The following is a 24,130-nucleotide window of genomic DNA, read 5'->3' as shown; positions in this document are numbered from 1 at the left end:
CGAGCCTAACAGGCGGCCTGCCTCGCGCAACGGCCAATATCGCCGCGACCGGCTCCATCTCCCGCGGTGATTCAGCCGCCGTTCAGTCGAACGATTACATGTGTAGTCGGACAGGGAAAAAGGGAGATAAAGCGTGCGGGAAATCCATTACACCATCATCACGGCCACCCTCGCCGCCGCGCTGCTGCAATTGCTGGCGAGCCAGACCGCTGCCGAGCCCGTGAAGAAACTTGCCTGTACGTGCGCGCCGAGGGCGATCCCGTCATGAACGGCACAAGGCGGTGGCACCCTCGCCGCGCCCGTCGCATAAGCGGCTCATGTCGATTCCACCCCGCATCACCCTCCACCTCGCCCGCGCCGACAATGGCGTGATCGGGCGCGATGGAGGGCTGCCCTGGCGCCTGCCCGCCGATCTCAGGCGCTTCAAGGCCCAGACCATGGGCAAGCCGATGATCATGGGCCGCAAGACCTTCGAGAGCTTTCCGGCCCCCCTGCCCGGCCGCCGCCACATCGTCCTGACCCGCGATGGCCGCTGGTCGGCGCCGGGCGCCGAAGTGGCGCATTCAGTCGAAGCCGCCATCGCGCTGGCCGACGCCCCTGACATCGCCGTGATCGGCGGTGCGGAGATCTTCGCGCTGTTCCTCGGCCGCGCCGACCGCGTCGAGCTGACCGAGGTCCATGCCGCGCCTGAGGGCGATGCGACCGTCCCTGCCTTCACCGGCTGGCGCGAGGTCGGGCGCGAGGAGCATCCTGCAGAGGGTGAGCGACCGGCCTATGGTTTCGTGACGCTGGAACGATAGGCCGGTATCTCTTTCCCCGGCAAAGGCCGGAGCAGTTGGTCAGAGCGGGCATCGCGATCGCCGTCTTGTTCCAGGGCCCGTCGTCCCGCATACCCATCGGACAGATCGGCACCTGTGATGCCGACATCGCGGAGGGGTGACATGCGCAAATGGCTCTGGGGCATCCTCGCCCTGATTCTGATCGCCGCGATCGCCTTCTTCACCCTGGCCCCGGCGATGATCGAACGCTCGATGAACAAGGTCGAGCCGGTCGCGCTGAAGATCACGCCGCGCGCCCGCGCGCTCCACGCGACCTTGCAAGTGGCCGACATGCATGCCGACACGCTGTTGTGGAAACGCAGCCTGCTCGACCGGGTCGATCGCAGCCAGGTCGATCTGCCCCGGCTGATCCAGGGCAATTACGCGCTGCAGGTCTTCTCCTCGGTGACCAAGACGCCCAAGGGCCAGAATTACGACGCCAACACCGCCGACAGTGACAATATCACCTCGCTCGTCATCGCTGATCTCCAGCCGCCGCGGACCTGGGTTTCGCTGCTCGAACGCTCCTTGTGGCACGCGACCAAGCTCGACCGTTATGCCGCCGCGTCGAACGGCCAGTTCCGCGTGATCCGCACCCCGGCGCAGCTCGACACGCTGCTGGCGGATCGTGCCGCGGGGAACAAGGTGGTGGGCGGCATGCTCTCGATCGAGGGGCTGCAGGATCTGGAAGGCAAGCTCGCCAATCTCGACCGGCTCCATGCGGCGGGGTTCCGCATGGCGGGGCTGGCGCACTTCTTCGACAATGACGTGGCCGGATCGATGCACGGCGTCGCCAAGGGCGGCCTCTCGCCGCTGGGCGTGCAGGTCGTGCGGCGAATGGAGAAGCTCGGCATGGTCGTCGACGTCGCGCATTCGAGCCATGCGACGACGGCGCAGGTGATCGCCATGGCCAGGCGTCCGATCGTCGCCAGCCACACCGGCGTGCAGGCAACCTGCAAGGTCAACCGCAACCTCACCGACGACGAGATCCGCGGCATCGCGAAGACCGGCGGGGTAATCGGCATCGGTTATTGGGACGCGGCGATCTGCTCCACCAGGCCAGAGGCGGTCGCGGCGGCGGTCGCGCATGTGCGGGATGTGGTCGGGATCGACCATGTCGGTCTTGGCTCCGATTTCGACGGCGCGGTGACCACCGGCTTCGACGCGAGCCAGGTCGTGGCGGTGACTCAGGCGCTGATCGACCGGGGTTTCTCGGACGCGGATATCGCCAAGGTGATGGGCGGCAATGTGTTGCGGGTACTGAAAGCGGGGATCGCGCCTTCCTGACCAGCCCAGGCACGGGAAGGATTGTGTCTCTCGCTTCCCATCCCTATGCCCGAACTCATGGAGCGGCTTGACGGCGGCTCGGTGGTGCCTCCCGAACTTCGGGGCGGGATCGTCGCGCTGGGGAATTTCGACGGGTTCCACATGGGGCATCAGGCAGTGGTCGGCCGCGCGGTCGAGCGCGCCCGTGCGGAAGGCCGTCCCGTGCTGGTCGCCACCTTCGATCCGCATCCCGTGCGGCATTTCAAGCCCGATGCCGCGCCCTTTCGCCTGACCACGCTCGACCAGCGCGAAGAGCTGTTCGCCGGCGCCGGCGCCGACGCGATGATCGTGTTCCGCTTCGACGCGGCGCTCGCTGGCCTGACCGCGATGGAGTTCGTCGCTGATCGCCTGCTCGACAAGATTGGCGTGGGCGGCGTGGTGACGGGTGAGGATTTCACCTTCGGCAAGGCGCGCGGCGGCAATGTCGACGTCCTCGCCGATCTCGGCGCGAAGAACGGCTTTTCGGTCGATACCGTCGCCCCGGTCGAACTGGACGGCGAGGAAGTATCGTCGAGCCGGATCCGCGACCTGCTCATCGCCGGCGATCCGCGCGGGGCGGCGCGGCTGCTCACCCGGCCGTTCGCGATCGAGGGCGTGGTCCAGCATGGCGACAAGCGCGGCCGACAGATCGGCTACCCCACCGCCAATATCGAGATGGGCAATTATCTGCGCCCCGCTTACGGCATCTACGCGGTGCGCGGGCGGCTGCCCGACGGACGCGTGCTCGACGGCGCGGCCAATCTCGGCGTCCGCCCCAGCTTCGATCCCCCGCGCGAGCTGCTCGAACCCTATTTCTTCGATTTCTCCGGCGACCTGTACAACCAGACGATCGAGATCGCGCTGGTCGATTTCCTCCGCCCCGAGGCGAAATTCGACACCCTCGAAGCCCTGACTGCCCAGATGGAAAAGGATTGCGCCCGGGCGAAGGAATTGCTGGCCGGCTAGCGAGCCTGCGCGGGCGACGTCGTTCCTGGGAGAAGCAAGTTTGGCCCGCGCAGGGCTCGCGCATCCGCACTGCCGGGAAGCGCGCGAACGCAAAATGGGGGCCGGCATCGCTGCCGACCCCCTGTCGCCGGACTTCGATCCGCTTGGCTCCTCCGAAGAGACGCCCGCGCCCTCTGGTTTCGGCGGCATGCTCCACCCATGCCGCGAACGGCATCAGGCTTCGCATTTTGGTCACCGGGGTCGGGCGCGATACCCTTGCGGGCCTCAGCGCCGCGACCTCCGGCGGCCAGCTCGATCATCAGGCCGAAACCCGACAATCGCGCTTTGGCCACTATCTCCGAACCACCTTCCACCCGTTGCGAGGCGGCGCGTATCCGGTCTTCACGGCCACGCCCTTCCCCATCGCTGGGATCGAAAAGGACGCTTGGAACATCTTTCCTCGCCTGTCCGCCAGGCCTTCGCTTGCGCGATGGCGGGCCTTCCTGCGTGGTCCGACACTCCCCCAACATCATGAACGGTTTCCTTGCGGCACCTTTCCACAACCTTGGTGCAAGTGACTGATGTCTCTGCGATTTCTCGCTTCCTCATCGTCCGCTTACAGTCATGATGCTGTCATCGAATCCGAGTCGTGCAAAGAGCCAAACGATTCGCCGCGGCTGTGGATAACGTGGATATCGTGGAGAAGAATCCGCTCCCTCTCCGATCCCGCGCGGCGATGAACGGCACGTTGTTTTAGGTTCATGCAACTTCGGCCAAACCGGAAGCGTTACGCCCCTGATATTGATTCAAGGCAAGGGAGTAGAAGATGCGTAAGATGATCATGGCGGCTGTTGCCGCCTCGCTGGTGATCCCGGCAACCATGGCCGTTCCGGTCAGCAGCGCCGAAGCCCGCAAGCAGTACAGGTACAAGGAATGGCGCGGTCGTGACGGCCGCACCTATTGCCGCAAGTCGGACGGCACGACCGGTCTGCTCGTCGGCGCGGTGGGCGGCGCCCTGCTCGGCCGCACGATCGACACCAGCGGCGACCGCACGGTCGGCACGCTTGGCGGCGCGGTCCTGGGCGGACTCGCCGGTCGCGAGATCGATCGCGGCGGCAGCAAGCGTCGCTGCCGCTAAACGATTTCTTTTACGGAAATAACGGTGAAGGGCGCGGCGCAAGTCGCGCCCTTCGTGTATTCGGGCCTCCCCATCGCAGGAGACCCAATATGACGACTCGCAGCGGATCGGCCCGGTACCAGGGCTTCGGCAAGGACGGCGTCGGCCACGTCTCGACTCAATCAGGCGCGCTTGCCGACACGCCCTATGGGTTCAGCAGCCGGTTCGAGGAAGGCCCGGGCACCAACCCCGAGGAGCTGATCGCGGCAGCGCATGCCAGCTGCTTCACCATGGCACTGAGCTTCGCCCTCGCCCGCGCCGGCTTCTCGGGCGGCACGCTGGAGACGAGCGCGAAGGTGACGCTCGAAAAGCAGGGTGACGGCTTCACCATCACCCGTTCCGACCTGGACCTCAGCGCAACGATCGACGGGATCGACGCTGACCAGTTCGCCGAGATCGCGGCGGACGCCAAGGCGAATTGCCCGGTGTCCAAGGTGCTGAACGCGGAAATCACCCTGACCCATCGCCTCAACGCCTGATTCTCGACGATCGGCCCGAAACGACGAAGGGCCCGGCGAGCGATCGCCGGGCCCTTTCGTTTGAGCCATGGGCCCGCGTTTCAGATGAGGCCGCCACCCAGGAACAGGCGGATCATCGCGATGATGATGACGATGATGTTGAAGTTCCGGCCCGATTTGTAGCCCGACAATATGCCGACGAGCGTGCCGAACGCCGCGATGGGGATCGCGAAATAATTCGCGATGCCCAGGAACGGCACCAGCCCGACCAGCGCGATCGGCAACGCGACCAGCCCGATCAGGAACGAGATGATGTTGACGATGATTCCCATGGTTCGATGATGGCGGGCCCTGGCCGCCGGCGCAAGTATGTCGCGGCAAACAAATATGCGGGAAAGGCGGGTCGGAAATCGCCGATTCGCCGGCAAGGTTCTCATTTCCTCCAATCCGCGCTAACGCGGCGCGATGTTCCAACTTCTTCTCGTGATGCTCGGCGGTGCCGTCGGCTCCGGCGCGCGCTATCTTACCGGGCGGGCGACGCTCTCCGCGTTCGGCCCGGCCTTTCCCTATGGCACGCTCGCCGTGAACCTGATCGGCGGTTTCGCCATGGGCCTGCTGGTCGGCAGCCTCGCGCGGATGGCCGTTCCAGGCGAAAACTGGCGCCTGCTGCTCGGCGTCGGCGTGCTTGGTGGCTATACCACTTTCTCGGCCTTCTCGCTCGATGTGGTGACGATGATCCAGCGCGGCGATCTCGGCATGGCGCTGTTCTACATCCTCCTCTCGGTGATCGGCTCGGTCGTCGCTCTGTTCGCCGGCCTCTCGCTGGTGCGGGTGGCGGCATGAGCGACAAGCCCAACACCAAGGACGAAACGAACGTCCGCCAGTTCAACGTCGGCGCCGATGATGACGGCATCCGGCTCGATCGCTGGTTCAAGCGGCATCTGCCCGACACCAGCTTCACCACCGTCGCCAAATGGGCGCGGACCGGACAGCTCCGCGTCGATGGCGCGCGCGCCACACCGGGCGACCGCATCGTCGCCGGCCAGTCGATCCGCGTGCCGCCAGCCGAGCCGGTCCGCGCCGATACGCCACAGAAACGCGAGCGCCCGCCGCTCAGCGAGGAGCAAACCGACTTCATCCGCGAAACGGTGATCCACCGCGACAAGCAGGCGATCGTCATCAACAAGCCAGCGGGTCTCGCCACGCAGGGCGGCACCAAGACGCACGAGCATGTCGACGGCCTGCTCGACGGCCTGCAGTTCGAGGGCGAGAGCCGGCCCAAGCTGGTCCACCGCCTCGACAAGGACACGAGCGGCGCCCTGCTGATCGCGCGGACCACCCGCGCGGCCGCCTTCTTCGCCAAGGCCTTTTCCTCGCGCAGCGCCAAGAAGACCTATTGGGCGCTGATCGTCGGGGTGCCGTCGATCGAGGACGGCACGATCGACCTGCCGATCGCCAAGCAGCCCGGCAGCGGCGGCGAGAAGATGCATGTCGACGAGAAGGAGGGCCAGCTCGCCCGGTCGCGCTACCGCGTGATCGAGAGCGCCGGCAACACCACTGCCTGGGTCGAGCTGATCCCGCATACCGGCCGCACGCACCAGCTGCGCGTGCACATGGCGGCGATCGGCCATCCGATCGTCGGCGACGGCAAATATGGCGGCCAGGCCGCGTTCCTGACCGGCGGGATCAGCCGCAAGATGCACCTGCATTCGCGGCGCATCGCGGTCGACCATCCCGATGGCGGCAAGATCGATATCCAGGCTGAGCTGCCCCAGCATTTCGCGGAAAGCCTGAAGCAACTCGGCTTCGACGAGATGCTCGGCAACAACATGCCGCTCGACACCCCGCCCCCGCCGAACAAGGCGGTCAAGAAGCAGCAGGCCAAGGCCCACGCCAAGACGGTGCGCAAGGCCCGCCGCGGCGAACGCCGGAGCCGCGGGAGCGCCTAAGGCCGGTCGGGACGGCAATGCCACGGCGATGGTGTGCCACGCTTGGAAATCTGGTTGGACCAAGCCGTGACATTCAAAATATCATCAGGGTTGCTGACATTCACCTGATAGAACTCAAGAGATTGTCTTTAATTGAGGCCTTCTTCTGACTCTTGTCAGCCCGACATTGTCCAAATCAAAATCGCGCCGTACCCTTGCCATATGCTGACGCATTTCTTCACGGCCGTAACGTGTCTCGCCGCTCTTGCCGGCTGTAGTGGAGGCGAGGAAAACCCCGAGACAGCCTTTCGTCGTTGCATGGTGGAACGGGCTCACTCGGCTGCCGCGCTACGTCCGGTCAGCTATCCACAGGCCTCGCGCTTCGCTCGAAACTGTGATGGTTATGCGCGCGCGGCGGCGGTGGCCAACACACGACGCGCCCTCGGCGCACGCTTTGGAGAGCATGATCCGGTGAGCGCCGACCTATATCGCGCGCGTAAACGGCAGATCGTGGATAGCCATGTTTGCGCCATCGGGTTCGATATCGGCCATTGCAAACCGGCGTACTAGAGCTCGGCATCGACCTGCCGCCGCAGCAGGCAATTGATTCCCGCGACCGGGACGCTACGGCCAATGTCATGCACCCTAACAAGGCCTTCCGCTTCGACAGCGATGCCGCGATGCTCGACTGGGCGTTCGTGCGGGGCTTTGCGCACCTCTTCGCCGCGACCAGCGACGGGCCGATGGTCGCGCACGCGCCGATCGTGCCGGCGGGCGACCAGCACCTCCGCTTCCATCTGGCGCGCGGCAACCGGCTCGCCCCGCTGCTCGACGGCGCCCGGGTGATCCTGAGCATCGCCGGGCCTGACGGGTACATCACGCCCAACTGGTATGCCGATCCGGTCCAGCAGGTGCCGACCTGGAATTATGTCGCGGTCGAGATCGAGGGCGTTGCCCGGGCGATCGACGAGCAGGGCCTGATCGAGCAGCTCGATACGCTCGCCGCGATCCATGAGCCACGCGTGGTCCCCGAAAACCCCTGGACCCGCGCCAAGATGGACGATGCGCGTTTCCGCGCGATGCTGCGCGCGATCATCGGTTTCGAGGTGACGATCGAGGCGGTGCGCGGCACCAACAAGCTGGGCCAGAACAAGCCGGAGGCCGATCGCCTTGGCGCGATCGACGGGCTCGACCGCAGCGGCAACGCCGCGCTCGCCGATCTGATGAGGCAAAGCCCGATGAGGAACGCATGACCAACCGCCTTGCCCTGTTCGATTGCGACGGCACGCTGGTCGATAGCCAGGCCAATATCTGCCAGTCGATGGAGGAGGCGTTCAGGATCGGCGGGCTCGTCGCCCCGGAACGAGAAGCGATCCGCCGCATCATCGGCCTGAGCCTGGTCGACGCGATCGCGGCGCTCAGCCCCGACCTCGACGAAGAGCGGCACCGGGTGCTCGCCGACGATTACAAATCCAGCTTCTTCGCCTTGCGCCAGTCGGGCGCGATGGACGAGGAACCGCTGTTCGAGGGCATGATCGACGCGCTCGACGCGCTGGCAAAGGCCGGCTGGCTGTTCGGCGTCGCGACCGGCAAGTCGGATCGCGGCCTTGCCCATATCCTGGCGCATCACGGCATCGCCGGCCGCTTCGTCACCTTGCAGACTGCCGATCGCCACCCGTCCAAGCCGCACCCTTCGATGATCGAGCTGGCGATGGCCGAGGCCGGCGCCTCGCCCGCAACGACGGTGATGATCGGCGACACCAGCTATGACATGATGATGGCGCGCGCGGCGGGCACGCGGGCATTGGGCGTCGCCTGGGGCTATCATCCGCCCGAAGAATTGTTCGCCGCGGGGGCGCATGTCGTGGCCACGACGGTGGCGAGCCTGCCCGACCATATGGAGACGGTATGACCGACCCCGATACAACCGCCCGCAACCGCTGGCTGGCGATGACGCTCACCCGGGTTGCTGGATCGGCCGGCGCGATCTTCGGCGTCGTGCTGCTCGGCCGCGCGCAGACGCTGGGCCCGAAGATCCTGGGGGTCGCGATCGTGCTGTCGGCGCTGGTGATGATCGCGACCGTGCCGCGCTCGCTCGCCCGGCGCTGGCGGACCCCGCCCGAGGCCTGATGTGAAGAGATTCTGGAAAAGCGTGGCGATCGGCGAGGATCGCGGCATCGCGCTCGACGGCAAGCCGGTGCGGACGCCCGGCAAGCAGCCGCTCGTCCTCCCCACCCCCGCGCTGGCCGAAGCCGTCGCCGAGGAATGGCGCGCCGTGGCAGAAGGCGCCGAGATCGATCCCCGCGCAATGCCGCTGACCGGGCTCGCCAATGCAGCGATCGAGCGGATCGACCCCGCCGCCTTTTCCGCCGCGCTCGCTGCGTTCGGGGAGAGCGACCTGCTCTGTTACCGCGCCGAGAGCCCCGACGATCTGGTCGCGCGGCAGGCTGCCTTGTGGGACCCGATCCTCGACTGGGCGCGGACGCGCTACGATGTGCATTTCGAGATCGCCGCGGGCGTGATGCACAAGCCCCAGCCGCCCGCGACGATCGCGCGGCTGGCCGAAGCGATTGCCGCGCGGAACGCGTGGGAGCTGGCGGGCCTGTCCCCCATCGTCACCATCGGCGGATCGCTGGTCGCGGCGCTGGCGCTGGCCGAAGGCGCGGCGACGGCGGAGGAAGTGTGGCGCGCAGTCGAGCTCGACGAGGACTGGCAGGCCGAGCAATGGGGCCGGGACGAGCTGTCGCTCGGCGCGCTCGAATCGCGCCGTCGGGATTTCGATGCGGGGGTTCGGTTCCTAACCCTGATTCGCTAGGCTCACTCGCCCGTTGGAGAGGTCCGGATCAGCTTGCGGATGAAACCGATGATCCCGGTCTGGCGCGAGCGCTTCAGGCGTTCGGCCGCGAGGATCGTCGTGACGTACTCGAAGCACTGGTCGACATTGTCGTTGACCAGCACATAATCATAGCCGTCCCAGTGGCTGACCTCGTTCGCCGCGCGGTCCATGCGCGCGTCGATCACTTCGGGCGTATCGGTCGCGCGGCGCTCGAGCCGGGTGCGCAGTTCGGCCATCGAGGGCGGCAGGATGAAGACGCGGACGATATCGCCGCCGGCGAGCTGGTGGAGCTGCTGCGCGCCCTGCCAGTCGATGTCGAACAGGATGTCGCGCCCCTGTTCGAGCACGTTCCAGACCTGCGCCTTTGGCGTGCCGTAGCGATGGCCGAAGACATGCGCCCATTCGAGAAATTCGTGATTCGCGACCATCGTCCGGAAGGTTTCGAGGTCGACGAAATGATAGTCGACGCCGTCCACCTCGCCCGGGCGCATCGGCCGGGTGGTGTAGGAAACCGAGACGACCAGCTCGGGCTGGTCCTCGCGCAGCTTGCGCGCGATCGTCGACTTGCCGGCGCCTGACGGCGAGGAAAGAACAAAGAGTACACCGCGGCGTTTGAAGCCGTGCGGATCGGGATCATGGGCGTCCATGCGCGCTAGTGGCGCGGGCGCCCTCCTCCCGTCAACCCGTCTTGCGGCAGATCAGCTTTCGGTGGGACGCTGGCCGAGCACTGAATCGGTCAGCTTGCTCAGGCCGCGAAGCGCCAGCCAGCCGACCGCGAAGGTCACCGCGATCGGCACGATTACCCGCGCCGCAGTCACCACGCCGGCGCCGATCAGCGCGCCGTCCACACTGCTGTCGTCGCCGCTGCGCTTGTCGATCGCGCTGCCGATCAGGCCGCCGATGATGGTGCTGGCTTTCATTGGATGTTCCCTTGTTGCGGGGTGGAGAGCGCGTGAGGCGGCGGGTGGTTCCCTTTAGTTCCTCCCCGGAACGGGGAGGGGGACCATTCGCCTCTTCCGGCGAATGGTGGAGGGGCTTGGAGTGCGGAAGGTCAGTCACGCACTCCAAGCCCCTCCACCACCCGCTGAAGAAGCGGGCGGCCCCCCTCCCCGAGCAAGCTCGGGGAGGAATTTTCACACCATCGTTTCCGGCCGCACGAGCCGGTCGAAGGTCGCGGCGTCGACTAGCCCCAGATCGAGCCCCGCCTCCTTTAGCGTCAGCCCTTCGGCATGGGCGTGCTTGGCGATCTTCGCGGCATTGTCGTAACCGATCTCGGGTGCCAGCGCCGTCACCAGCATCAGCGACCGGTCGACCAGCTCGGCGATGCGCCCGCGATTCGGCTCGAGGCCGTCGACGCAGCGCTCCGCGAAGCCCTCCATGCCGACGCTCAGCAAATGGATCGAGCGCAGCAGGTTCGCCCCGATCAGCGGCTTGAACACGTTGAGCTCGAGATGCCCCTGCAACCCGCCAATCGTGATCGCGGCATTGTTGCCCATCACCTGGGCCGAAACCATGGTCAGCATCTCGCACTGAGTGGGGTTGACCTTGCCCGGCATGATCGAGCTGCCCGGCTCGTTCGCCGGCAGATCGAGCTCGCCGATGCCCGAGCGCGGGCCGGAGCCGAGCAGGCGGATATCGTTGGCGATCTTGGTCAGTGCCACCGCGAGCGTGTTGAGCGTACCCGAGAGGTGGACGATGGGGTCGTTCGAGGCGAGCGCCTCGAACTTGTTCTCGGCAGTGAAGAAGGGCAGCCCGGTCAGGTCCGAAAGCTGCGCCGCGATCGCCTCGCCGAAATCCTTCGGCGCGTTGAGGCCGGTGCCGACCGCGGTCCCCCCCTGGGCGAGCTGGCACATGCCGTGCACTACTCCGGGCGTGATGCGCGCGCGGCAGCGATAGAGCTGGTTGGCATAGCCGCCGAATTCCTGGCCGAGCGTGACGGGCGTCGCGTCCTGAAGGTGCGTGCGGCCGATCTTGACGATGCCGGTCCAGGCAGTCGCCTTCGCCTCAAGCGCATCGTGCAGCCGGTCGAGCGCGGGGAGCAGCCGCTGCGTCGCCGCCATCGCCGCGGCGATATGCAGCGCGGTCGGGAAGCTGTCGTTGGACGACTGGCTCATATTGACGTGATCGTTCGGATGGACCGGCACCTTGCCGCCGCGCGTGCCCGCCAGCATCTCGTTGGCGCGGCCGGCGATCACTTCGTTGACGTTCATGTTGCTCTGGGTGCCGGAGCCGGTCTGCCAGATGACCAAAGGGAACTGATCGTCGAGCTTGCCGCTCGCGACTTCCGCAGCGGCGGCTTCGATCGCGTCGGCGATCTTCGGGTCCAGCCCATGCGCCCGGTTCACCCGCGCGGCGGCCTGCTTCACCAGCGCGAGGGCGTGGACGATGCCGATCGGCATGCGCTCGGTCGCGCCGAACGGGAAATTCTCGATCGAGCGCTGGGTCTGGGCGCCCCAATAGGCGTCAGCCGGGACTTCGATGGCGCCGATCGAATCGGTCTCGGTGCGGGTTTCCTGAGTCACGCAAACCTCCGTTCGCCCTGAGCTTGTCGAAGGGCTGCTTTTCTTGCCGCAGAAGTGGAGGCAGGACAGCGCTTCGACAAGCTCAGCGCGAACGGAAGGTCACTTCTTCCGCTTGAAATCCACCGAGACGACGTTCGATCCGTCCTCGACCGGCGTGACGGTCGGGCCGTCATTCTCCGCTTCGTCGTGCGGATCGGGGCCCTCGGGGCCTTCCTGCGCCTGGAAACGCAGCTCGAAATTGACGGAGGGGTCGTGGAAGCCCGTGACTGCGGCGTAGGGGATGACCAGCTTCGACGGCACCTGGTTGAAGCTCAGCCCGATCGAGAAGCCGGTATCGTCGACGACCAGATCCCAATAGCGGTTCTGCATCACGATCGTCATCTCGTCCGGGAAACGCTCGATCAGCCGCTGCGGGATGTCGACGCCGGCCGCCTGGGTCTTGAAGGTGATGTAGAAATGATGGTCGCCGGGCAGTCCGCCATTCTCGGCGACGGAGCCGAGAACACGGCCGACCACGGCGCGCAGCGCCTCCTGGACGATCTCGTCATAGGGAATCAGGCTATCGGGCAGGCCATCGCTCATCGCGCATGGACTAGCGGCCTTTGAAAGCCCGTCAAGATTGTCCGAGCAAGATTGCATGATGACACGTGGACGCTATGGGGATGCGCATGCGCACCGCCACCATCTCGCGCTCCACCCAGGAGACAAAGATCGAGGTGACCGTCAACCTTGACGGCACCGGCAGCTACACGATCGAGACCGGCATCGGTTTCTTCGATCATATGCTGGAGCAGCTCTCGCGCCATTCGCTGATCGACCTGAACGTGAAGGCGGTCGGCGACCTGCATATCGACCAGCACCACACGGTGGAGGATGTCGGCATCGCGATCGGCGAGGCGGTCGCCAGGGCGCTTGCCGACAAGAAGGGCATTCGCCGTTATGGCGACGCGCTGTCGCCGATGGACGAGACGCTGACCCGCGTCGCGCTCGACATCTCGGGCCGGCCCTATCTCGTGTGGAAATGCGAGTTCTCGCAGAAGCGCCTCGGCGAGATGGACACCGAGATGTTCGAGCACTGGTTCCACAGCTTTGCCGGTTCGGCGGGCCTGACGCTCCATGTCGAGACGCTGTACGGCAGGAACAACCACCATATCATCGAGAGCGCGTTCAAGGGCCTGGCCCGGGCGCTGCGCACCGCGGTCGAGATCGACCCGCGCAAGGCGGACGCGATTCCCTCGACCAAGGGGATGCTGGGTGGCTGAGACGCTGGCGCTGATCGATTACGGCGCGGGCAATCTCCATTCAGTCGCCAATGCCCTGAAAGCGGCCGGCGCCGGCAATGTCGCGATCACCGATTCCGCTGATGTTGTCGCGCGGGCCGACCGGATCGTGCTGCCCGGCGTGGGTGCGTTTGGGGCCTGCGCCTCGGCGCTGCGCGCGGTGCCGGGCATGGTCGAGGCGATCGACCGCCGCGTGCGGCGGGAAGGCGCGCCGTTCCTTGGCGTCTGCGTCGGCATGCAGCTGATGGCCGATGCCGGCGAGGAGAATGGGATTCATCCGGGCCTGGGCTGGATCAGCGGCAGCGTTCGCCTGCTCACCCCCGCCGATCCCACGGCCAAGGTACCGCATATGGGGTGGAACGACGTCGTCCCTTCCGTGCAGCATCCGCTGATCGAGCCGGGCGAGGCTTATTTCCTGCACAGCTATGCGTTCGAAGGCGCGGATGTGATCGCCAGCACCGATCATGCCGGCCCCGTCGCCGCGGCGATCGGGCGCGACAATATGCTTGGCGTGCAGTTCCATCCCGAGAAGAGCCAGCGTTACGGGCTGGAGCTGCTCGCACGTTTTCTGGAGTGGCGGCCATGAGCCTCATCGTTTTCCCGGCGATCGATCTGAAGGGCGGCCAGGTCGTGCGCCTCGCCGAGGGCGATATGGACCGGGCGACCGTGTATGGCGACGATCCCGCCGCCCAGGCGATGATCTTCGCCGGACAGGGCGCCGAATACCTCCATGTCGTCGATCTCGACGGCGCTTTTGCCGGCGCTTCTGTCAATGGCGAGGCGGTGAAGGCGATCGTCGAGCGCTTCCCCGGCCATGTCCAGCTGGGCGGCGGCATCCGCGACCGCGCCGCGATCGAGCGCTGGTTCGATTTGGGCGTGTCGCGCGTGGTGATCGGCACCGCCGCGCTGGAGAATCCGGAGCTGGTGCGCGAGGCCGCGCGCGATTTCCCAGGCGGCATCGTCGTCGCGGTCGATGCGCGTGACGGCATGGTCGCGACGCGCGGCTGGGCCGATGTCTCGACGGTCGCAGTGATCGATCTTGCGCGGCGCTTCGAGGATGCGGGCGTGGCCTCGCTGCTGTTCACCGATGTCGGGCGCGACGGGATGCTCAAGGGGTGCAACGTCGAGGCTACCGTCGATCTGGCGCGGGCGGTGCGGATCCCGGTGATCGCATCGGGTGGCGTGAAGGGCATTGCCGAGATTCATGTGCTCGCCTTGCACGCGGCGGACGGGATCGAGGGCGTCATTACCGGGCGGGCGCTGTATGACGGCCGGCTCGATCTGGCGGCTGCGCTGAGCGTGGCGGCGGCGGCGTGAGGGGAGAACGCCTTTCCCTTTCCCTCTCCCTTGACGGGAGAGGGTTGCGCAGACTTGGGTCGCGTTCTTCACGCGGCCCTATTCGTAGCTGGGAGAGGGTGATTCTTTTCGGCCGCAGACGCGGCCGGCCCCTCTCCCCTACCCTCCCCCGCAAGGGGGGAGGGCAAGAAGAATGACCGTCCGCGCGCGCGTCATCCCCTGCCTCGACGTCGCCAATGGCCGCGTCGTCAAGGGCGTCAACTTCGTCGATCTGCGCGATGCGGGCGATCCGGTCGAGCAGGCCCGCGCCTATGATGCGGCTGGGGCGGACGAGCTCTGCTTCCTCGACATCACCGCCAGCCATGAAGCGCGCGGCACCATCCTCGACGTGGTGCGCCGCACCGCCGAGGTGTGCTTCATGCCGGTCACGGTCGGCGGCGGCGTGCGCAGCGCCGAGGATGCGCGCGCGCTGCTGCTCGCCGGCGCGGACAAGGTCGCGGTCAATTCGGCCGCCGTGTCCCGCCCCGAAGTGGTGTCGGACATCGCTGACCGCTTCGGCAGCCAGTGCTGCGTCGCCTCGATCGACGCGCGGCGGGTGGGCGACCATTGGGAGGTGTTCACCCATGGCGGCCGGCGCGAGACCGGCATCGACGCGGTCGAGCATGCGCTGAAGCTGGTCGCGCTCGGCGCGGGCGAGCTGCTCGTCACCTCGATGGACCGGGACGGCACGCGCGACGGCTACGACCTGGCGCTGATCCGCACCATCGCAGATCAAGTCGCGGTGCCGGTGGTCGCCTCGGGCGGAGTCGGCGGGCTGCAGGACCTGGTGGCGGGCGTGCTGGATGGGCATGCGAGCGCCGTGCTGGCGGCGTCGATCTTCCATTTCGGCGAGGCAAGCATCGCCGACGCGCATGCCGCGCTGGCGGCCGCGGGCGTGCCGGTGCGGACGCCCCTCTTCGCCTGAACCCCCAACGGGATTGACCTTCGCGCCCGTCCGGGGCAGCCCGCGTGGATGGCAGACGATTTCCTCGACACGCTCGAAACCGTGATCCGCGCCCGCAAGGGCGGCGATCCCGACACCTCCTATGTCGCGAAGCTGTTCGCGCGCGGGCGCGCCAAGATCGCGCAGAAGCTCGGCGAGGAAGCGACCGAGACAGTGATCGCCGCGATCCGCGACCACCGGACCGAGATCACCAGCGAGGCGGCCGACCTGGTCTTCCATCTGCTCGTGCTGCTGGCCGATGCCGGTGTCTCGCTCGACGATGTCCGTGCCGAACTGCGCCGCCGCGAGAGCGTGTCGGGCATCGACGAAAAGGCGGGGCGGACCTCTTAATTCTCCCCTCCCGCTTGCGGGAGGGGTCGGGGGAGGGCATGTCCAGGATCGATGCCGCCGGGAGTCTATGGGGACAGGCCCTCCCCTGACCTCTCCCGCAAGCGGGAGGGGAATAGCCATGCCGATCGACGCCACCAAGCCCTATGACGACCAGAATATCTTCGCGAAGATCCTCCGCGACGAGATCCCGTCGAAGCGCGTCTATGAGGACGATTTCGCCATCGCCTTTCACGACATCAATCCGCAGGCGCCGACGCATATCCTGGTGATCCCGCGCGGCCCTTACGTTTCCTGGGACGATTTCAGCGCCAGGGCGTCCGATGCGGAGATCGCCGGCTTCGTTCGCGCGGTCGGTGCGGTGGCGCGCGCGGCCGGCGGGGTGGCGCCGGGGTACCGGCTGCTCGCCAATACCGGCCAGCATTCCGGGCAGGAGGTGCCGCACCTCCATGTCCATGTCTTCGCCGGCGCGCCGCTGGGGCCGATGCTCGCGCGCTGATGCTTTTCGGCGCGCCGCCGGAGCGCCGCGCGTTTGGGGATTGCGCCCCCTTGATTTCAGGCTAGGCTCCCGCGATCGAAAAACTTGGCGGCGCCGTAGCGCTGCTATTGGCGAAATCCGGCGGCACCGCGGTGTCGCTCCTGGGGGGTTCCTCGTTCATGATATTCGGACGCATCAAGTCGCTCGACGCCATATTGGCGACGGCCGAGAAAAAATCGCTCACACGATCGCTAGGTGCCTTCCAGCTGACGATGCTCGGCATCGGCGCGGTCATCGGCACCGGCATCTTCGTGCTGACGGCGGAAGCGGCGCAAAAGGCCGGCCCCGGCATGATGGCCTCCTTCGTCATCGCCGGCTTCGTCTGCGCCTTCGCTGCGCTCTGCTACGCGGAAATGGCGGCGATGGTGCCGGTTTCCGGCTCCGCCTACACCTATAGCTATGCGGTGATGGGCGAACTGGTCGCGTGGATGGTCGGCTGGGCGCTGATCCTCGAATATGCCATCGCGGCCGGCGCGGTCTCAGTCGGCTGGTCGGGCTATGTCGTCGGGCTGATCGAACATGCGTTCGGCATCGATATCCCCAATATGCTGGTACGCGGACCTTATGACGGGGGCCTGGTCAATCTGCCCGCGATGCTGATCGCGGGGCTGGTTACCTGGCTGCTGGTGATCGGCACCAAGGAAAGCGCCATGGTCAACGCCGTGCTCGTCGCGATCAAGGTGTCGGCGCTGACCTTGTTCATCATCCTAGCCGTACCCGTCATCAACATGGACCAGTTCACGCCCTTTGCGCCGCTCGGCTTTGCCGGCATATCGGCGGCTGCCGCTTCGATCTTCTTCGCCTATGTCGGCTTCGACGCGGTCTCGACCGCAGCCGAGGAAACCAAGAACCCGCAACGCAACATGCCGATCGGCCTGATCGGCTCGCTTGCGATCTGCACTGTCTTCTACCTGCTGGTCGCCGCCGGCGTCATCGGCAGTGTCGGTGCCCAGCCGGTTGCGGGCACGACCGGGCTGCCGCTGGCACCAGGCAGCGCCGAACTTGCCAGCCAGTGCGCGGCGATCAAGGATGCCGCCGTCGTCTGTTCCAAGGAAGCCCTGGCCTGGACGATGCGCGAAATCGGCTGGCCGCAGATCGGCAATTTGATCGGCCTCGCCGCCGGTCTCGCCTTGCCGTCCGTCATCCTGATGATGATGTTCGGCCAGACCCGCATCTTCTTCGTGATGAGCCGCGACGGCCTGCTGCCGGCGATGTTCTCGAAGATCCACCCGAAGTTCCACACGCCGCACGTCATCACCATCCTGACCGGCGTCTTCGTGGCGCTATTCGCCGCCTTCTTCCCGGTCGGCATCCTCGCTGACATCTCCAACTCGGGCACCCTGTTCGCCTTTGCGGCGGTGTCGATCGCGGTGATGGTGCTGCGCAAGACCGACCCGGATCGCCGCCGCCCGTTCCGGACGCCGGGCGTCATGTTCACGGCACCGGTCGCCATCCTTGGCTGTGTCTATCTGTTCTTCAGCCTTGGCATGGAGACCAAGCTGATGTTCCTCGGCTGGGCCGCGGTCGGGCTGGTGGTGTATTTCTCCTATAGCTACAGCCGCAGCCATGTGGGCCGCGGGCATGTCGAGGTCCATGAGACCGACGCCGATGCGCCGCCGCAGCCGGTTCCGCCGATCACGGAATAACCGGCCCGCACGGCAAAAAGAAAAGGGGCCGGGGATCAACTCCCCGGCCCCTTTTTCGTGGGTTTCGAAAGAAGGCGAGCGCTTAGCCCAGCTTCTCCGCCACCAGCGCCTTCATGTCGCACATCGGCCGTGCGCCGTAGTGCGAGATGATCTCCGCCGCGCAGATCGCGCCGAGGCGGAGCGACTGCTCCAGGCTCTTGCCCTGCGCCTGGCCCGACAGGAAGCCGGCCGCGAACAGATCGCCCGCGCCAGTGGTGTCGACGACCTTCTCGATCGGCTCCGCCACCACCGACGCGCGCTGGCCGCTGGAGATGGCGATCGCGCCCTTCTCGCTGCGCGTCACCACCAGGGTCGGCACCTGCGCCGCCGCGGCCTCGACCGCCGCCTCGAAATCCTCGGTCTCCATCAACGCAAGCAGCTCGGCCTCGTTGGCGAACATGATGTCGACCAGCCCCTTGGCCATCAGGTCGCGGAAATCGCCGCCATGGCGCGAGATGCAGAACACGTCGCTGAGCGTGAAGGCGACCTTGCGGCCGGCCTTGCGCGCAACCTCGATCGCGGCGCGCATTGCCTTGCGCGGTTCCTCGGGATCCCAGAGATAGCCCTCGAGATACAGGATCGCACCCGAGGCGATCAGCTCGCGATCGAGCGCACTCTCGGGCAGGAACTGCGACGCGCCGAGAAAGGTGTTCATCGTCCGCTGCCCGTCGGGCGTGACGAAGATCAGGCAGCGTGCCGTGGTCGGCTCGCCGTCGCGCGCCGCGGTGGTGAAGGCGACGCCGGTCGCGCGGATATCATGCGCGAACACTTCGCCGAGCTGGTCGTTCGCCACCTGGCCGATGAAGCCGGCGCGACCGCCGAGCGCCGCGATCGCCGCGACGGTGTTCGCCGCCGAACCGCCGCTCGCTTCGATCCCCGGACCCATCTTGGCGTAGAGCGCATCGGCGTCCTCGGGCGAGAACATCAGCTGCATCGAGCCCTTGGCCATGCCCTGTTCGGTGATGAACGCATCTTCGGCCTGGGAGAGCACGTCGACGATCGCGTTGCCGATCGCAACCACGTCATAGGTTGGGCTGGTCAAGTCAGTCTCCTGAATGGAAATACCGGCTGGCCGTAAAGGGGCACGCAGACGAGCGCAACCGTCTGGACTTGAGAGAAGGCCCGGCTACACCGGCCCAATGCTCAGCGCCTTCTTCCTGTCTGTCGGCCAGCTCGGCGATCCGAAGATCATCAGGGTCTTGCTGAAATCGCTCGGGGTGACGCTGATACTGCTCCTCCTGGTCGGTGCCGCCCTGTGGTACGGAGTGGTGCGGCTGGTCGCCTGGATGGGCGCCACGCCAGAGGCGGGTAGCTGGGCCGGCGCCGCAGCGGTGCTGCTATGGCTGTTCGCCGGCTTCTTCCTGTTCCGCGTGATCGCCGTCGCGGTGATCGGCATTTTCGCCGACGAGGTGGTCGCCGCCGTCGAGGCGAAACATTATCCCGAGGCGCTCGCCGAGGCGCGCGATGTACCGTTGGAACGATCGGTGGCGATGGGGCTTGGCTCGGCCGGGCGGCTGATCCTGATCAACCTCGCCGTAGCGCCGCTCTATCTGCTGCTGCTGATCACCGGGGTGGGCACGGCATTGCTGTTCTTTGTCGTGAACGGCTGGCTGCTCGGCCAGGATCTGGGCGACATGGTCGCGGCGCGCCATATGCCGCGCAAGGACATGAAGAGCTGGCGCGGCTCGACCAGCTTTCAGCGTTTCACGCTCGGGCTTGCCGGGACCGGTCTGTTCCTGATCCCGATCCTCAACCTCGTCGCCCCGGTGCTTGGCGCCGCGATGGCAACGCATCTGTTCCATGGAAAACGGCGGATATGAAGGTGTTTGCGTCATGAAGAAACTGGCCCTCGCGATCCTGCCGGCACTGATCCTCGCCGGGTGCGGCGACACGGGCGTGGCCCCCCGTCCGGCGCGCGCGGCGCCGGTACCGATTCCGATCCCTGGCGGCACTACCGGCCTGGACCGGGTGATCGGCCAGACCGGTAACGCGCTGATCGGCCTGTTCGGCAAACCGGCAGCCGATGTGCGCGAGGGCAATGCGCGCAAGCTCCAGTTCGGCAATGCGACCTGCGTGCTGGATGCCTATCTCTACCCAAAAGGCCGCGGCGAGGCCGTCGTCACCTATGTCGACGCGCGGCAGACCAACGGCAGCCCGATCGACCGCGCCAGCTGTGTCGGGGCGTTGAGCGTGGGACGAAACCCCGCAAGATAGTCGCCATCATGTCGGGCTTTTCACTAAAAATCGCAGCCAGGCTGTGATAGTCCGAATCGCGCCAGCGGAAAGTTAGAAGCGGAGGGACCGTAGGCAATCCGCCTGGCGGGGGGTTGGACATGAACATTTTGCAGCTTTGGCGATGTGCCTTGGGGCGTCACAAACGCGATCGACGATTGGTGAAGCATGACGGCGAGGATTTCCGCAGCGTCTGCACCGGGTGCAGAAGGCAGATGATCCGTAGAGAGGATGGCTGGCATCTGGCGAAAGCGGCTGACGCCGCGTGGCGCAACATATCGGCGTGATCCGGATGTCGGCATGAGTCGGAGCGCCCGTCTTACAGGGGCGGACGGGCGCTCCATTCCGCCAGAACCGTCTCGTCCGGCTCGCCCGGGCGCCGTAGCGCGCGTTCGTTTTCCCAGCGCTCCGGATCGAGCCGGCCAAGCGCCCAGATCGCCGCGCCGCGCACCACCGGTGCCGCGTCGTCGAGCAATCCTGCCGCCGGCTCGGCCAATCCCGCCGCCCCGCTGTTGCCCGCGGCGATCAGGCAGTTGCGCACCATCCGGTCCCGCCCGATCCGCTTGATCGGCGATCCGGCGAACACCTCGCGAAAGCCAGCATCGTCCAAGGCCAGCAAATCCGCCAGCGCCGGTGCCGCCAGTTCCGCGCGCGGCGCAAAGGCCTTGTTCGCGCTAGCCGCCGCCGCGAACTTGTTCCACGGACACACCGCCAGGCAATCGTCGCAGCCATAGATACGGTTGCCCATCGCCGCGCGGAATTCGTGCGGGATCGGACCGGCATGCTCGATCGTCAGATAGGAAATGCACCGCCGCGCATCGAGCCGGTACGGCGCCGGAAACGCGTCCGTGGGGCATGCCGTCTGGCAGGCGTCGCACGACCCGCAGGTCTGGCGGCCCGGTCTGTCCGGCACCAGGTCGAGCGTCGTGTAGATCGCGCCGAGGAACAGCCAACTGCCATGGTCCCGGCTGACCAGGTTGGTGTGCTTGCCCTGCCAGCCAAGCCCGGCCGCCTCGGCCAGCGGCTTCTCCATCACCGGCGCGGTGTCGACGAACACCTTCAGGTCCACGTCCTTCACCTCGGCGACGAGCCACCGCGCCAAGGCCTTCAGCGCGCGCTTCATCACGTCGTGATAATCCGCGCCCTGTGCATAGACCGAGATGCGCGCCTTCTCCGCCTCACTTGCCAGCGCGAGGGGGTCAGTGGCGGGCGCGTAGCTCATGCCCAGCGAGATCACGCTCTTCACCTCCGGCCACAGCCCGGCGGGGCTCTCGCGGTGATGCGCGCGGGCTTCCATCCAGATCATGTCGCCGTGCATGCCCTCGCCCAGCCATTGGCGAAGCCGCTGCGCGGTCAGCGGCGCCGCATCGGCACGCGCAATCCCGCACGCCACGAAGCCCAGCTCGGCCGCCTTCGCCTTCAGTGTTTCATTCAGGGCGATCTCGTCGCGCACGCGCACCCGCTACCATAGCGGCCGTAAAATGCGACCCACCTGCCATAAGTGTCGAGAGGTCGAGACACATTAACGAAGCGCTGGTATCTGGCCTGTGACGTCCCGTTCGGGACGAACGGAAGGTGAGACTTGATAACCGACAATCTGGCGATCAGCGCTACCGGGCTGGTCAAGAAATTCGGTGGCCGCCGCGTCGTGGACGGCATCGACATCGCGGTGCCCAAGGGCCTGATCTACGGCGTGCTCGGCCCCAATGGCGCCGGCAAGACCACCACCTTGCGCATGCTGCTCGGCATCATCGAGCCCGATGGCGGCACCCGCACCCTGCTCGGCCATGAATATCCGCGCGCAGTGAGCGACCGGGTGGGCTATCTGCCCGAGGAACGTGGCCTCTATCCGGCCATGCGGGCGAAGGACGCGATCGCCTTCATGGGGGCACTCCGCGGCCTCGACCTCAAGACCGGACGCAGGCGTGCCGTCATGCTGATGGAGGGCGCCGGCCTTGGCCACGCCGTCGACAGCAAGATCCGCAAACTCTCGAAGGGCATGGCGCAGCTCGTCCAGCTGCTCGGGTCCGTCGTGCACGAACCCGATCTGCTCGTGCTCGACGAACCCTTTTCCGGCCTCGATCCGGTCAACCAGGATCGGCTCGAGGCGCTGATCGTCGCCCAGCGCGATCGCGGCGCGACCATTCTCTTCTCGACTCATGTCATGGCGCATGCCGAGCGGCTGTGCGACCGGCTGACCATCATCGCCGGCGGCAAGGCGCGGTTCGAGGGCACGGTCGCGGATGCGCGCGGCAAGCTGCCGATGCGCGCCCATTATGTGCCGCATTTCGATGGAGAGGGCATCGCCGCCCTGCTCCCGCCCGATGCAGAACGCGACGGCGATGGCTGGCGCTTCATCGTGCCCGACAGCGGGGTGGAGGATATCCTGAAACGATTGATCGACGGAGGATTCGGCATCTCCGGCCTCGCGATGGAGCGGCCCGGCCTGCACGACGCGTTTGTCCGCATCGTCGGCCCCGAGGCCCTCAAGGACCGGACGGAAGACACGGAGGTCGCGGCATGAGCGCTTCCCCTCCCGGCAATCTCCGCCGCCTCGTCCGCCAGACCCTGACCATCGCGCGCCGCGATTTCGTCGCGACCGTGTTCACGCCGATGTTCCTGGTGTTCCTGTTCACGCCAGTGCTGATGCTGTCCTTCGGGCTGATCGGCGGCATGGGCGCCTCCTCCGTCACCAGCGCCTCGGTCGAAAAGGCGAGCATCGTCGCGATCGTCGATCCGGCCCGGCACGAGGCGATGCGCGCCGCCGACACGCGCCTGCGCCAGCTCTATGCGCGCGACGACCGGCCACCGGCGCTGGTGGTACAGACCCCCACCGACAATCCCGCCGGCCAGGCGCATATCGCGTTCAGCGACAAGGGCAGCGATGCCTCAGCGGCGATGTTCGGCGACCTAAGCCGCCCGACGATCCTTTATGGCGGCTTTGGCCGGCGCGACGCGAACTTCCTCGCCCAGCTCGCCGAGGAAACCCTGCGCATGGAGAAGAGCGGCACCGCCGCGCTCAGCACACCGACCCTGACTTCGATCGCCCGCGCCGAACCCAGCCCGACCGGCAACAAGCGATCGGCCTTTTTCGCCGTGTTCGGCATCTTCTTCCTCACCCTGTTCCTCGCGGGCCAGGCAGTCGGCACCATGGCGGAGGAACGCAGCAACAAGGTGGTCGAGATCCTCGCCGCCGCCGTCCCGCTCGAGGCGGTGTTCTTCGGCAAGCTGATCGGCATGTTCGGGTCGGCGCTGTTGTTCATCGGGTTCTGGGGCACGCTGGCCAGCCAGCTCGACGTCCTGGTGCCGGGGGGGCTCGGCGCGGCGTTCCGCGACATCGGCCCGGCGATCGGCATGCCGGTCTTCTCGCTGCTGTTCGTCGCCTATTTCGCCATGGCCTATATGCTGCTCGGCGCCGTATTCATGGGCGTCGGCGCCCAGGCCAGCACCCCGCGCGAGCTGCAGCTCCTGTCGTTGCCGATCACCATCCTGCAGATCATCATCTTCGGCCTGTCGGTGCAGGCGGTATCCAAACCCAATAGCTGGATGGCGATCGCGGTGGAGGTTTTCCCGTTCAGCTCGCCTTATGCGATGGCCGGGCGCGCAGCGAACCTGCCCGATCTCTGGCCACATCTTGCGGCGCTGGCCTGGCAATTGCTGTGGGTCGCGATCGTCATCACCATCGCCGCCCGTGCCTTCCGCCGCGGCGTGCTCCAGTCAGGCAGCGGCAAGATCAACTGGAAGGGCCTGATCGGGCGCTGACGCGTCTGCCTGATGCGA

The 24,130-nt window shown here is 66.6% G+C and carries 31 protein-coding genes; 24 read left to right on the top strand and 7 right to left on the bottom strand.

Annotated features, from left to right (window positions below; all coding sequences use genetic code 11):
- The first annotated feature begins 133 nt into the window (after positions 1 to 133).
- The 6 genes from ACZ1I2_RS08650 (at position 134) to ACZ1I2_RS08625 (ending at position 4,724) form a co-directional block, all read left to right on the top strand.
- The gene (locus tag ACZ1I2_RS08650; protein ID WP_465174399.1) at positions 134 to 268 is read left to right on the top strand and encodes a hypothetical protein; all 135 of its coding nucleotides are present in this window, start codon (positions 134 to 136) and stop codon (positions 266 to 268) included.
- Positions 269 to 317: 49 nt separating this feature from the next.
- Positions 318 to 800 carry a dihydrofolate reductase gene (locus tag ACZ1I2_RS08645; RefSeq protein ID WP_465174400.1) on the top strand — a complete coding sequence of 161 codons (483 nt, stop codon included), beginning with the start codon at positions 318 to 320 and terminating at the stop codon, positions 798 to 800.
- 141 nt (positions 801 to 941) lie between these two features.
- Positions 942 to 2,105, top strand: a complete 1,164-nt coding sequence (locus ACZ1I2_RS08640; RefSeq protein ID WP_465174401.1) for a dipeptidase — start codon at positions 942 to 944, stop codon at positions 2,103 to 2,105.
- A gap of 57 nt (positions 2,106 to 2,162) precedes the next feature.
- Complete coding sequence (locus tag ACZ1I2_RS08635) at positions 2,163 to 3,089, top strand: bifunctional riboflavin kinase/FAD synthetase (RefSeq protein ID WP_465173981.1); 927 nt, start codon at positions 2,163 to 2,165, stop codon at positions 3,087 to 3,089.
- An 805-nt stretch (positions 3,090 to 3,894) separates the two neighbouring features.
- Positions 3,895 to 4,206, top strand: a complete 312-nt coding sequence (locus tag ACZ1I2_RS08630) for a glycine zipper 2TM domain-containing protein (RefSeq protein ID WP_465170088.1) — start codon at positions 3,895 to 3,897, stop codon at positions 4,204 to 4,206.
- 89 nt (positions 4,207 to 4,295) lie between these two features.
- Positions 4,296 to 4,724, top strand: coding sequence for an OsmC family protein (locus ACZ1I2_RS08625; protein WP_465170089.1), 429 nt, complete (start codon positions 4,296 to 4,298; stop codon positions 4,722 to 4,724).
- A gap of 80 nt (positions 4,725 to 4,804) precedes the next feature.
- Here ACZ1I2_RS08625 and ACZ1I2_RS08620 read toward each other — a convergent pair whose 3' ends face one another.
- A complete protein-coding gene (locus ACZ1I2_RS08620; protein WP_465170090.1) occupies positions 4,805 to 5,035 on the bottom strand; it encodes a hypothetical protein in 231 nt (76 codons plus the stop codon).
- 133 nt (positions 5,036 to 5,168) lie between these two features.
- Here ACZ1I2_RS08620 and crcB point away from each other — a divergent pair, with 133 nt between their 5' ends.
- From crcB to ACZ1I2_RS08585, 7 genes are all read left to right on the top strand, one after another.
- A complete protein-coding gene (gene crcB / locus ACZ1I2_RS08615) occupies positions 5,169 to 5,546 on the top strand; it encodes a fluoride efflux transporter CrcB (RefSeq protein ID WP_465174402.1) in 378 nt (125 codons plus the stop codon).
- Positions 5,543 to 6,652: an RluA family pseudouridine synthase gene (locus ACZ1I2_RS08610; protein WP_465174403.1), complete on the top strand. Its 1,110-nt coding sequence runs from the start codon at positions 5,543 to 5,545 to the stop codon at positions 6,650 to 6,652. The genes crcB and ACZ1I2_RS08610 overlap by 4 nt, the downstream gene beginning before the upstream one ends.
- A 201-nt stretch (positions 6,653 to 6,853) precedes the next feature.
- Positions 6,854 to 7,201, top strand: coding sequence for a hypothetical protein (locus ACZ1I2_RS08605; RefSeq protein WP_465170093.1), 348 nt, complete (start codon positions 6,854 to 6,856; stop codon positions 7,199 to 7,201).
- A 68-nt stretch (positions 7,202 to 7,269) separates the two neighbouring features.
- Positions 7,270 to 7,884, top strand: coding sequence for an FMN-binding negative transcriptional regulator (locus tag ACZ1I2_RS08600; RefSeq protein WP_465181619.1), 615 nt, complete (start codon positions 7,270 to 7,272; stop codon positions 7,882 to 7,884).
- Positions 7,881 to 8,543: an HAD-IA family hydrolase gene (locus tag ACZ1I2_RS08595; protein WP_465170095.1), complete on the top strand. Its 663-nt coding sequence runs from the start codon at positions 7,881 to 7,883 to the stop codon at positions 8,541 to 8,543. The genes ACZ1I2_RS08600 and ACZ1I2_RS08595 overlap by 4 nt, the downstream gene beginning before the upstream one ends.
- The gene (locus tag ACZ1I2_RS08590) at positions 8,540 to 8,761 is read left to right on the top strand and encodes a hypothetical protein (protein WP_465170096.1); all 222 of its coding nucleotides are present in this window, start codon (positions 8,540 to 8,542) and stop codon (positions 8,759 to 8,761) included. Before ACZ1I2_RS08595 ends, ACZ1I2_RS08590 begins: the two co-directional genes overlap by 4 nt.
- Before the next feature lies 1 nt (position 8,762).
- A complete protein-coding gene (locus tag ACZ1I2_RS08585; RefSeq protein WP_465170097.1) occupies positions 8,763 to 9,446 on the top strand; it encodes an ATP12 family chaperone protein in 684 nt (227 codons plus the stop codon).
- A 2-nt stretch (positions 9,447 to 9,448) separates the two neighbouring features.
- Here the strand turns inward: ACZ1I2_RS08585 and gmk are convergent, their stop codons facing one another.
- The 4 genes from gmk to ACZ1I2_RS08565 form a co-directional block, all read right to left on the bottom strand.
- Positions 9,449 to 10,114 (bottom strand): guanylate kinase, encoded by a 666-nt coding sequence (gene gmk / locus ACZ1I2_RS08580; RefSeq protein ID WP_465174404.1) that lies wholly within the window; start codon positions 10,112 to 10,114, stop codon positions 9,449 to 9,451.
- A gap of 51 nt (positions 10,115 to 10,165) precedes the next feature.
- A complete protein-coding gene (locus tag ACZ1I2_RS08575) occupies positions 10,166 to 10,387 on the bottom strand; it encodes a hypothetical protein (RefSeq protein ID WP_465170099.1) in 222 nt (73 codons plus the stop codon).
- Positions 10,388 to 10,600: 213 nt separating this feature from the next.
- Positions 10,601 to 11,989: a class II fumarate hydratase gene (gene fumC, locus ACZ1I2_RS08570; protein WP_465174405.1), complete on the bottom strand. Its 1,389-nt coding sequence runs from the start codon at positions 11,987 to 11,989 to the stop codon at positions 10,601 to 10,603.
- Between the two features lie 99 nt (positions 11,990 to 12,088).
- Positions 12,089 to 12,571 (bottom strand): SspB family protein, encoded by a 483-nt coding sequence (locus tag ACZ1I2_RS08565; protein WP_272625331.1) that lies wholly within the window; start codon positions 12,569 to 12,571, stop codon positions 12,089 to 12,091.
- 86 nt (positions 12,572 to 12,657) lie between these two features.
- Here ACZ1I2_RS08565 and hisB point away from each other — a divergent pair, with 86 nt between their 5' ends.
- From hisB to ACZ1I2_RS08530, 7 genes are all read left to right on the top strand, one after another.
- Complete coding sequence (gene hisB, locus ACZ1I2_RS08560; RefSeq protein WP_465174406.1) at positions 12,658 to 13,251, top strand: imidazoleglycerol-phosphate dehydratase HisB; 594 nt, start codon at positions 12,658 to 12,660, stop codon at positions 13,249 to 13,251.
- Positions 13,244 to 13,855, top strand: a complete 612-nt coding sequence (hisH, locus tag ACZ1I2_RS08555; protein ID WP_465170102.1) for an imidazole glycerol phosphate synthase subunit HisH — start codon at positions 13,244 to 13,246, stop codon at positions 13,853 to 13,855. Before hisB ends, hisH begins: the two co-directional genes overlap by 8 nt.
- A complete protein-coding gene (gene hisA, locus ACZ1I2_RS08550; RefSeq protein WP_465174407.1) occupies positions 13,852 to 14,586 on the top strand; it encodes a 1-(5-phosphoribosyl)-5-[(5-phosphoribosylamino)methylideneamino]imidazole-4-carboxamide isomerase in 735 nt (244 codons plus the stop codon). The genes hisH and hisA overlap by 4 nt, the downstream gene beginning before the upstream one ends.
- A 172-nt stretch (positions 14,587 to 14,758) precedes the next feature.
- Positions 14,759 to 15,529 (top strand): imidazole glycerol phosphate synthase subunit HisF, encoded by a 771-nt coding sequence (gene hisF, locus ACZ1I2_RS08545; RefSeq protein ID WP_465170104.1) that lies wholly within the window; start codon positions 14,759 to 14,761, stop codon positions 15,527 to 15,529.
- 48 nt (positions 15,530 to 15,577) lie between these two features.
- A complete protein-coding gene (locus ACZ1I2_RS08540) occupies positions 15,578 to 15,898 on the top strand; it encodes a phosphoribosyl-ATP diphosphatase (protein WP_465174408.1) in 321 nt (106 codons plus the stop codon).
- Between the two features lie 118 nt (positions 15,899 to 16,016).
- The gene (locus ACZ1I2_RS08535; RefSeq protein ID WP_465170106.1) at positions 16,017 to 16,394 is read left to right on the top strand and encodes an HIT domain-containing protein; all 378 of its coding nucleotides are present in this window, start codon (positions 16,017 to 16,019) and stop codon (positions 16,392 to 16,394) included.
- Positions 16,395 to 16,552: 158 nt separating this feature from the next.
- Positions 16,553 to 18,079 (top strand): amino acid permease, encoded by a 1,527-nt coding sequence (locus ACZ1I2_RS08530; protein WP_465170107.1) that lies wholly within the window; start codon positions 16,553 to 16,555, stop codon positions 18,077 to 18,079.
- A gap of 82 nt (positions 18,080 to 18,161) precedes the next feature.
- Here ACZ1I2_RS08530 and ACZ1I2_RS08525 read toward each other — a convergent pair whose 3' ends face one another.
- On the bottom strand, positions 18,162 to 19,160 hold the full coding sequence (locus ACZ1I2_RS08525; RefSeq protein WP_465170108.1) for an adenosine kinase: 999 nt from the start codon (positions 19,158 to 19,160) through the stop codon (positions 18,162 to 18,164).
- Positions 19,161 to 19,257: 97 nt separating this feature from the next.
- On the opposite strand from ACZ1I2_RS08525, the gene ACZ1I2_RS08520 reads away from it, so the two are divergent.
- Both ACZ1I2_RS08520 and ACZ1I2_RS08515 read left to right on the top strand, forming a co-directional pair.
- Positions 19,258 to 19,938, top strand: a complete 681-nt coding sequence (locus ACZ1I2_RS08520; protein ID WP_465174409.1) for an EI24 domain-containing protein — start codon at positions 19,258 to 19,260, stop codon at positions 19,936 to 19,938.
- Positions 19,939 to 19,951: 13 nt separating this feature from the next.
- Positions 19,952 to 20,332, top strand: coding sequence for a hypothetical protein (locus ACZ1I2_RS08515; RefSeq protein WP_465174410.1), 381 nt, complete (start codon positions 19,952 to 19,954; stop codon positions 20,330 to 20,332).
- Positions 20,333 to 20,669: 337 nt separating this feature from the next.
- Here the strand turns inward: ACZ1I2_RS08515 and queG are convergent, their stop codons facing one another.
- The gene (gene queG, locus ACZ1I2_RS08510) at positions 20,670 to 21,803 is read right to left on the bottom strand and encodes a tRNA epoxyqueuosine(34) reductase QueG (protein WP_465174411.1); all 1,134 of its coding nucleotides are present in this window, start codon (positions 21,801 to 21,803) and stop codon (positions 20,670 to 20,672) included.
- Positions 21,804 to 21,935: 132 nt separating this feature from the next.
- Here queG and ACZ1I2_RS08505 point away from each other — a divergent pair, with 132 nt between their 5' ends.
- Together ACZ1I2_RS08505 and ACZ1I2_RS08500 are read left to right on the top strand one after the other, a co-directional pair.
- A complete protein-coding gene (locus ACZ1I2_RS08505; protein WP_465173982.1) occupies positions 21,936 to 22,874 on the top strand; it encodes an ABC transporter ATP-binding protein in 939 nt (312 codons plus the stop codon).
- Positions 22,871 to 24,112 (top strand): ABC transporter permease, encoded by a 1,242-nt coding sequence (locus ACZ1I2_RS08500; protein ID WP_465170112.1) that lies wholly within the window; start codon positions 22,871 to 22,873, stop codon positions 24,110 to 24,112. The genes ACZ1I2_RS08505 and ACZ1I2_RS08500 overlap by 4 nt, the downstream gene beginning before the upstream one ends.
- The last annotated feature ends 18 nt before the right edge of the window (positions 24,113 to 24,130 follow it).

This window comes from Sphingomonas sp. BL-S-29 (genome assembly GCF_055521495.1).
Note: the sequence above shows the minus strand (reverse complement) of the source record. Positions and strands in the feature narration are given on the sequence as shown.

What these genes read in the sequence shown, in the direction of transcription:
- ACZ1I2_RS08645 (WP_465174400.1), top strand. Translation starts at nt 318, where the DNA reads ATGTCGATTCCACCCCGCATCACCCTCCACCTCGCCCGCGCCGACAAT.
- ACZ1I2_RS08640 (WP_465174401.1), top strand. Translation starts at nt 942, where the DNA reads ATGCGCAAATGGCTCTGGGGCATCCTCGCCCTGATTCTGATCGCCGCG.
- ACZ1I2_RS08635 (WP_465173981.1), top strand. Translation starts at nt 2,163, where the DNA reads ATGGAGCGGCTTGACGGCGGCTCGGTGGTGCCTCCCGAACTTCGGGGC.
- ACZ1I2_RS08630 (WP_465170088.1), top strand. Translation starts at nt 3,895, where the DNA reads ATGCGTAAGATGATCATGGCGGCTGTTGCCGCCTCGCTGGTGATCCCG.
- ACZ1I2_RS08625 (WP_465170089.1), top strand. Translation starts at nt 4,296, where the DNA reads ATGACGACTCGCAGCGGATCGGCCCGGTACCAGGGCTTCGGCAAGGAC.
- ACZ1I2_RS08620 (WP_465170090.1), bottom strand. Translation starts at nt 5,035, where the DNA reads ATGGGAATCATCGTCAACATCATCTCGTTCCTGATCGGGCTGGTCGCG.
- crcB (WP_465174402.1), top strand. Translation starts at nt 5,169, where the DNA reads ATGTTCCAACTTCTTCTCGTGATGCTCGGCGGTGCCGTCGGCTCCGGC.
- ACZ1I2_RS08610 (WP_465174403.1), top strand. Translation starts at nt 5,543, where the DNA reads ATGAGCGACAAGCCCAACACCAAGGACGAAACGAACGTCCGCCAGTTC.
- ACZ1I2_RS08605 (WP_465170093.1), top strand. Translation starts at nt 6,854, where the DNA reads ATGCTGACGCATTTCTTCACGGCCGTAACGTGTCTCGCCGCTCTTGCC.
- ACZ1I2_RS08600 (WP_465181619.1), top strand. Translation starts at nt 7,270, where the DNA reads ATGCACCCTAACAAGGCCTTCCGCTTCGACAGCGATGCCGCGATGCTC.
- ACZ1I2_RS08595 (WP_465170095.1), top strand. Translation starts at nt 7,881, where the DNA reads ATGACCAACCGCCTTGCCCTGTTCGATTGCGACGGCACGCTGGTCGAT.
- ACZ1I2_RS08590 (WP_465170096.1), top strand. Translation starts at nt 8,540, where the DNA reads ATGACCGACCCCGATACAACCGCCCGCAACCGCTGGCTGGCGATGACG.
- gmk (WP_465174404.1), bottom strand. Translation starts at nt 10,114, where the DNA reads ATGGACGCCCATGATCCCGATCCGCACGGCTTCAAACGCCGCGGTGTA.
- ACZ1I2_RS08575 (WP_465170099.1), bottom strand. Translation starts at nt 10,387, where the DNA reads ATGAAAGCCAGCACCATCATCGGCGGCCTGATCGGCAGCGCGATCGAC.
- ACZ1I2_RS08565 (WP_272625331.1), bottom strand. Translation starts at nt 12,571, where the DNA reads ATGAGCGATGGCCTGCCCGATAGCCTGATTCCCTATGACGAGATCGTC.
- hisB (WP_465174406.1), top strand. Translation starts at nt 12,658, where the DNA reads ATGCGCACCGCCACCATCTCGCGCTCCACCCAGGAGACAAAGATCGAG.
- hisA (WP_465174407.1), top strand. Translation starts at nt 13,852, where the DNA reads ATGAGCCTCATCGTTTTCCCGGCGATCGATCTGAAGGGCGGCCAGGTC.
- hisF (WP_465170104.1), top strand. Translation starts at nt 14,759, where the DNA reads ATGACCGTCCGCGCGCGCGTCATCCCCTGCCTCGACGTCGCCAATGGC.
- ACZ1I2_RS08540 (WP_465174408.1), top strand. Translation starts at nt 15,578, where the DNA reads ATGGCAGACGATTTCCTCGACACGCTCGAAACCGTGATCCGCGCCCGC.
- ACZ1I2_RS08535 (WP_465170106.1), top strand. Translation starts at nt 16,017, where the DNA reads ATGCCGATCGACGCCACCAAGCCCTATGACGACCAGAATATCTTCGCG.
- ACZ1I2_RS08530 (WP_465170107.1), top strand. Translation starts at nt 16,553, where the DNA reads ATGATATTCGGACGCATCAAGTCGCTCGACGCCATATTGGCGACGGCC.
- ACZ1I2_RS08520 (WP_465174409.1), top strand. Translation starts at nt 19,258, where the DNA reads ATGCTCAGCGCCTTCTTCCTGTCTGTCGGCCAGCTCGGCGATCCGAAG.
- ACZ1I2_RS08515 (WP_465174410.1), top strand. Translation starts at nt 19,952, where the DNA reads ATGAAGAAACTGGCCCTCGCGATCCTGCCGGCACTGATCCTCGCCGGG.
- ACZ1I2_RS08500 (WP_465170112.1), top strand. Translation starts at nt 22,871, where the DNA reads ATGAGCGCTTCCCCTCCCGGCAATCTCCGCCGCCTCGTCCGCCAGACC.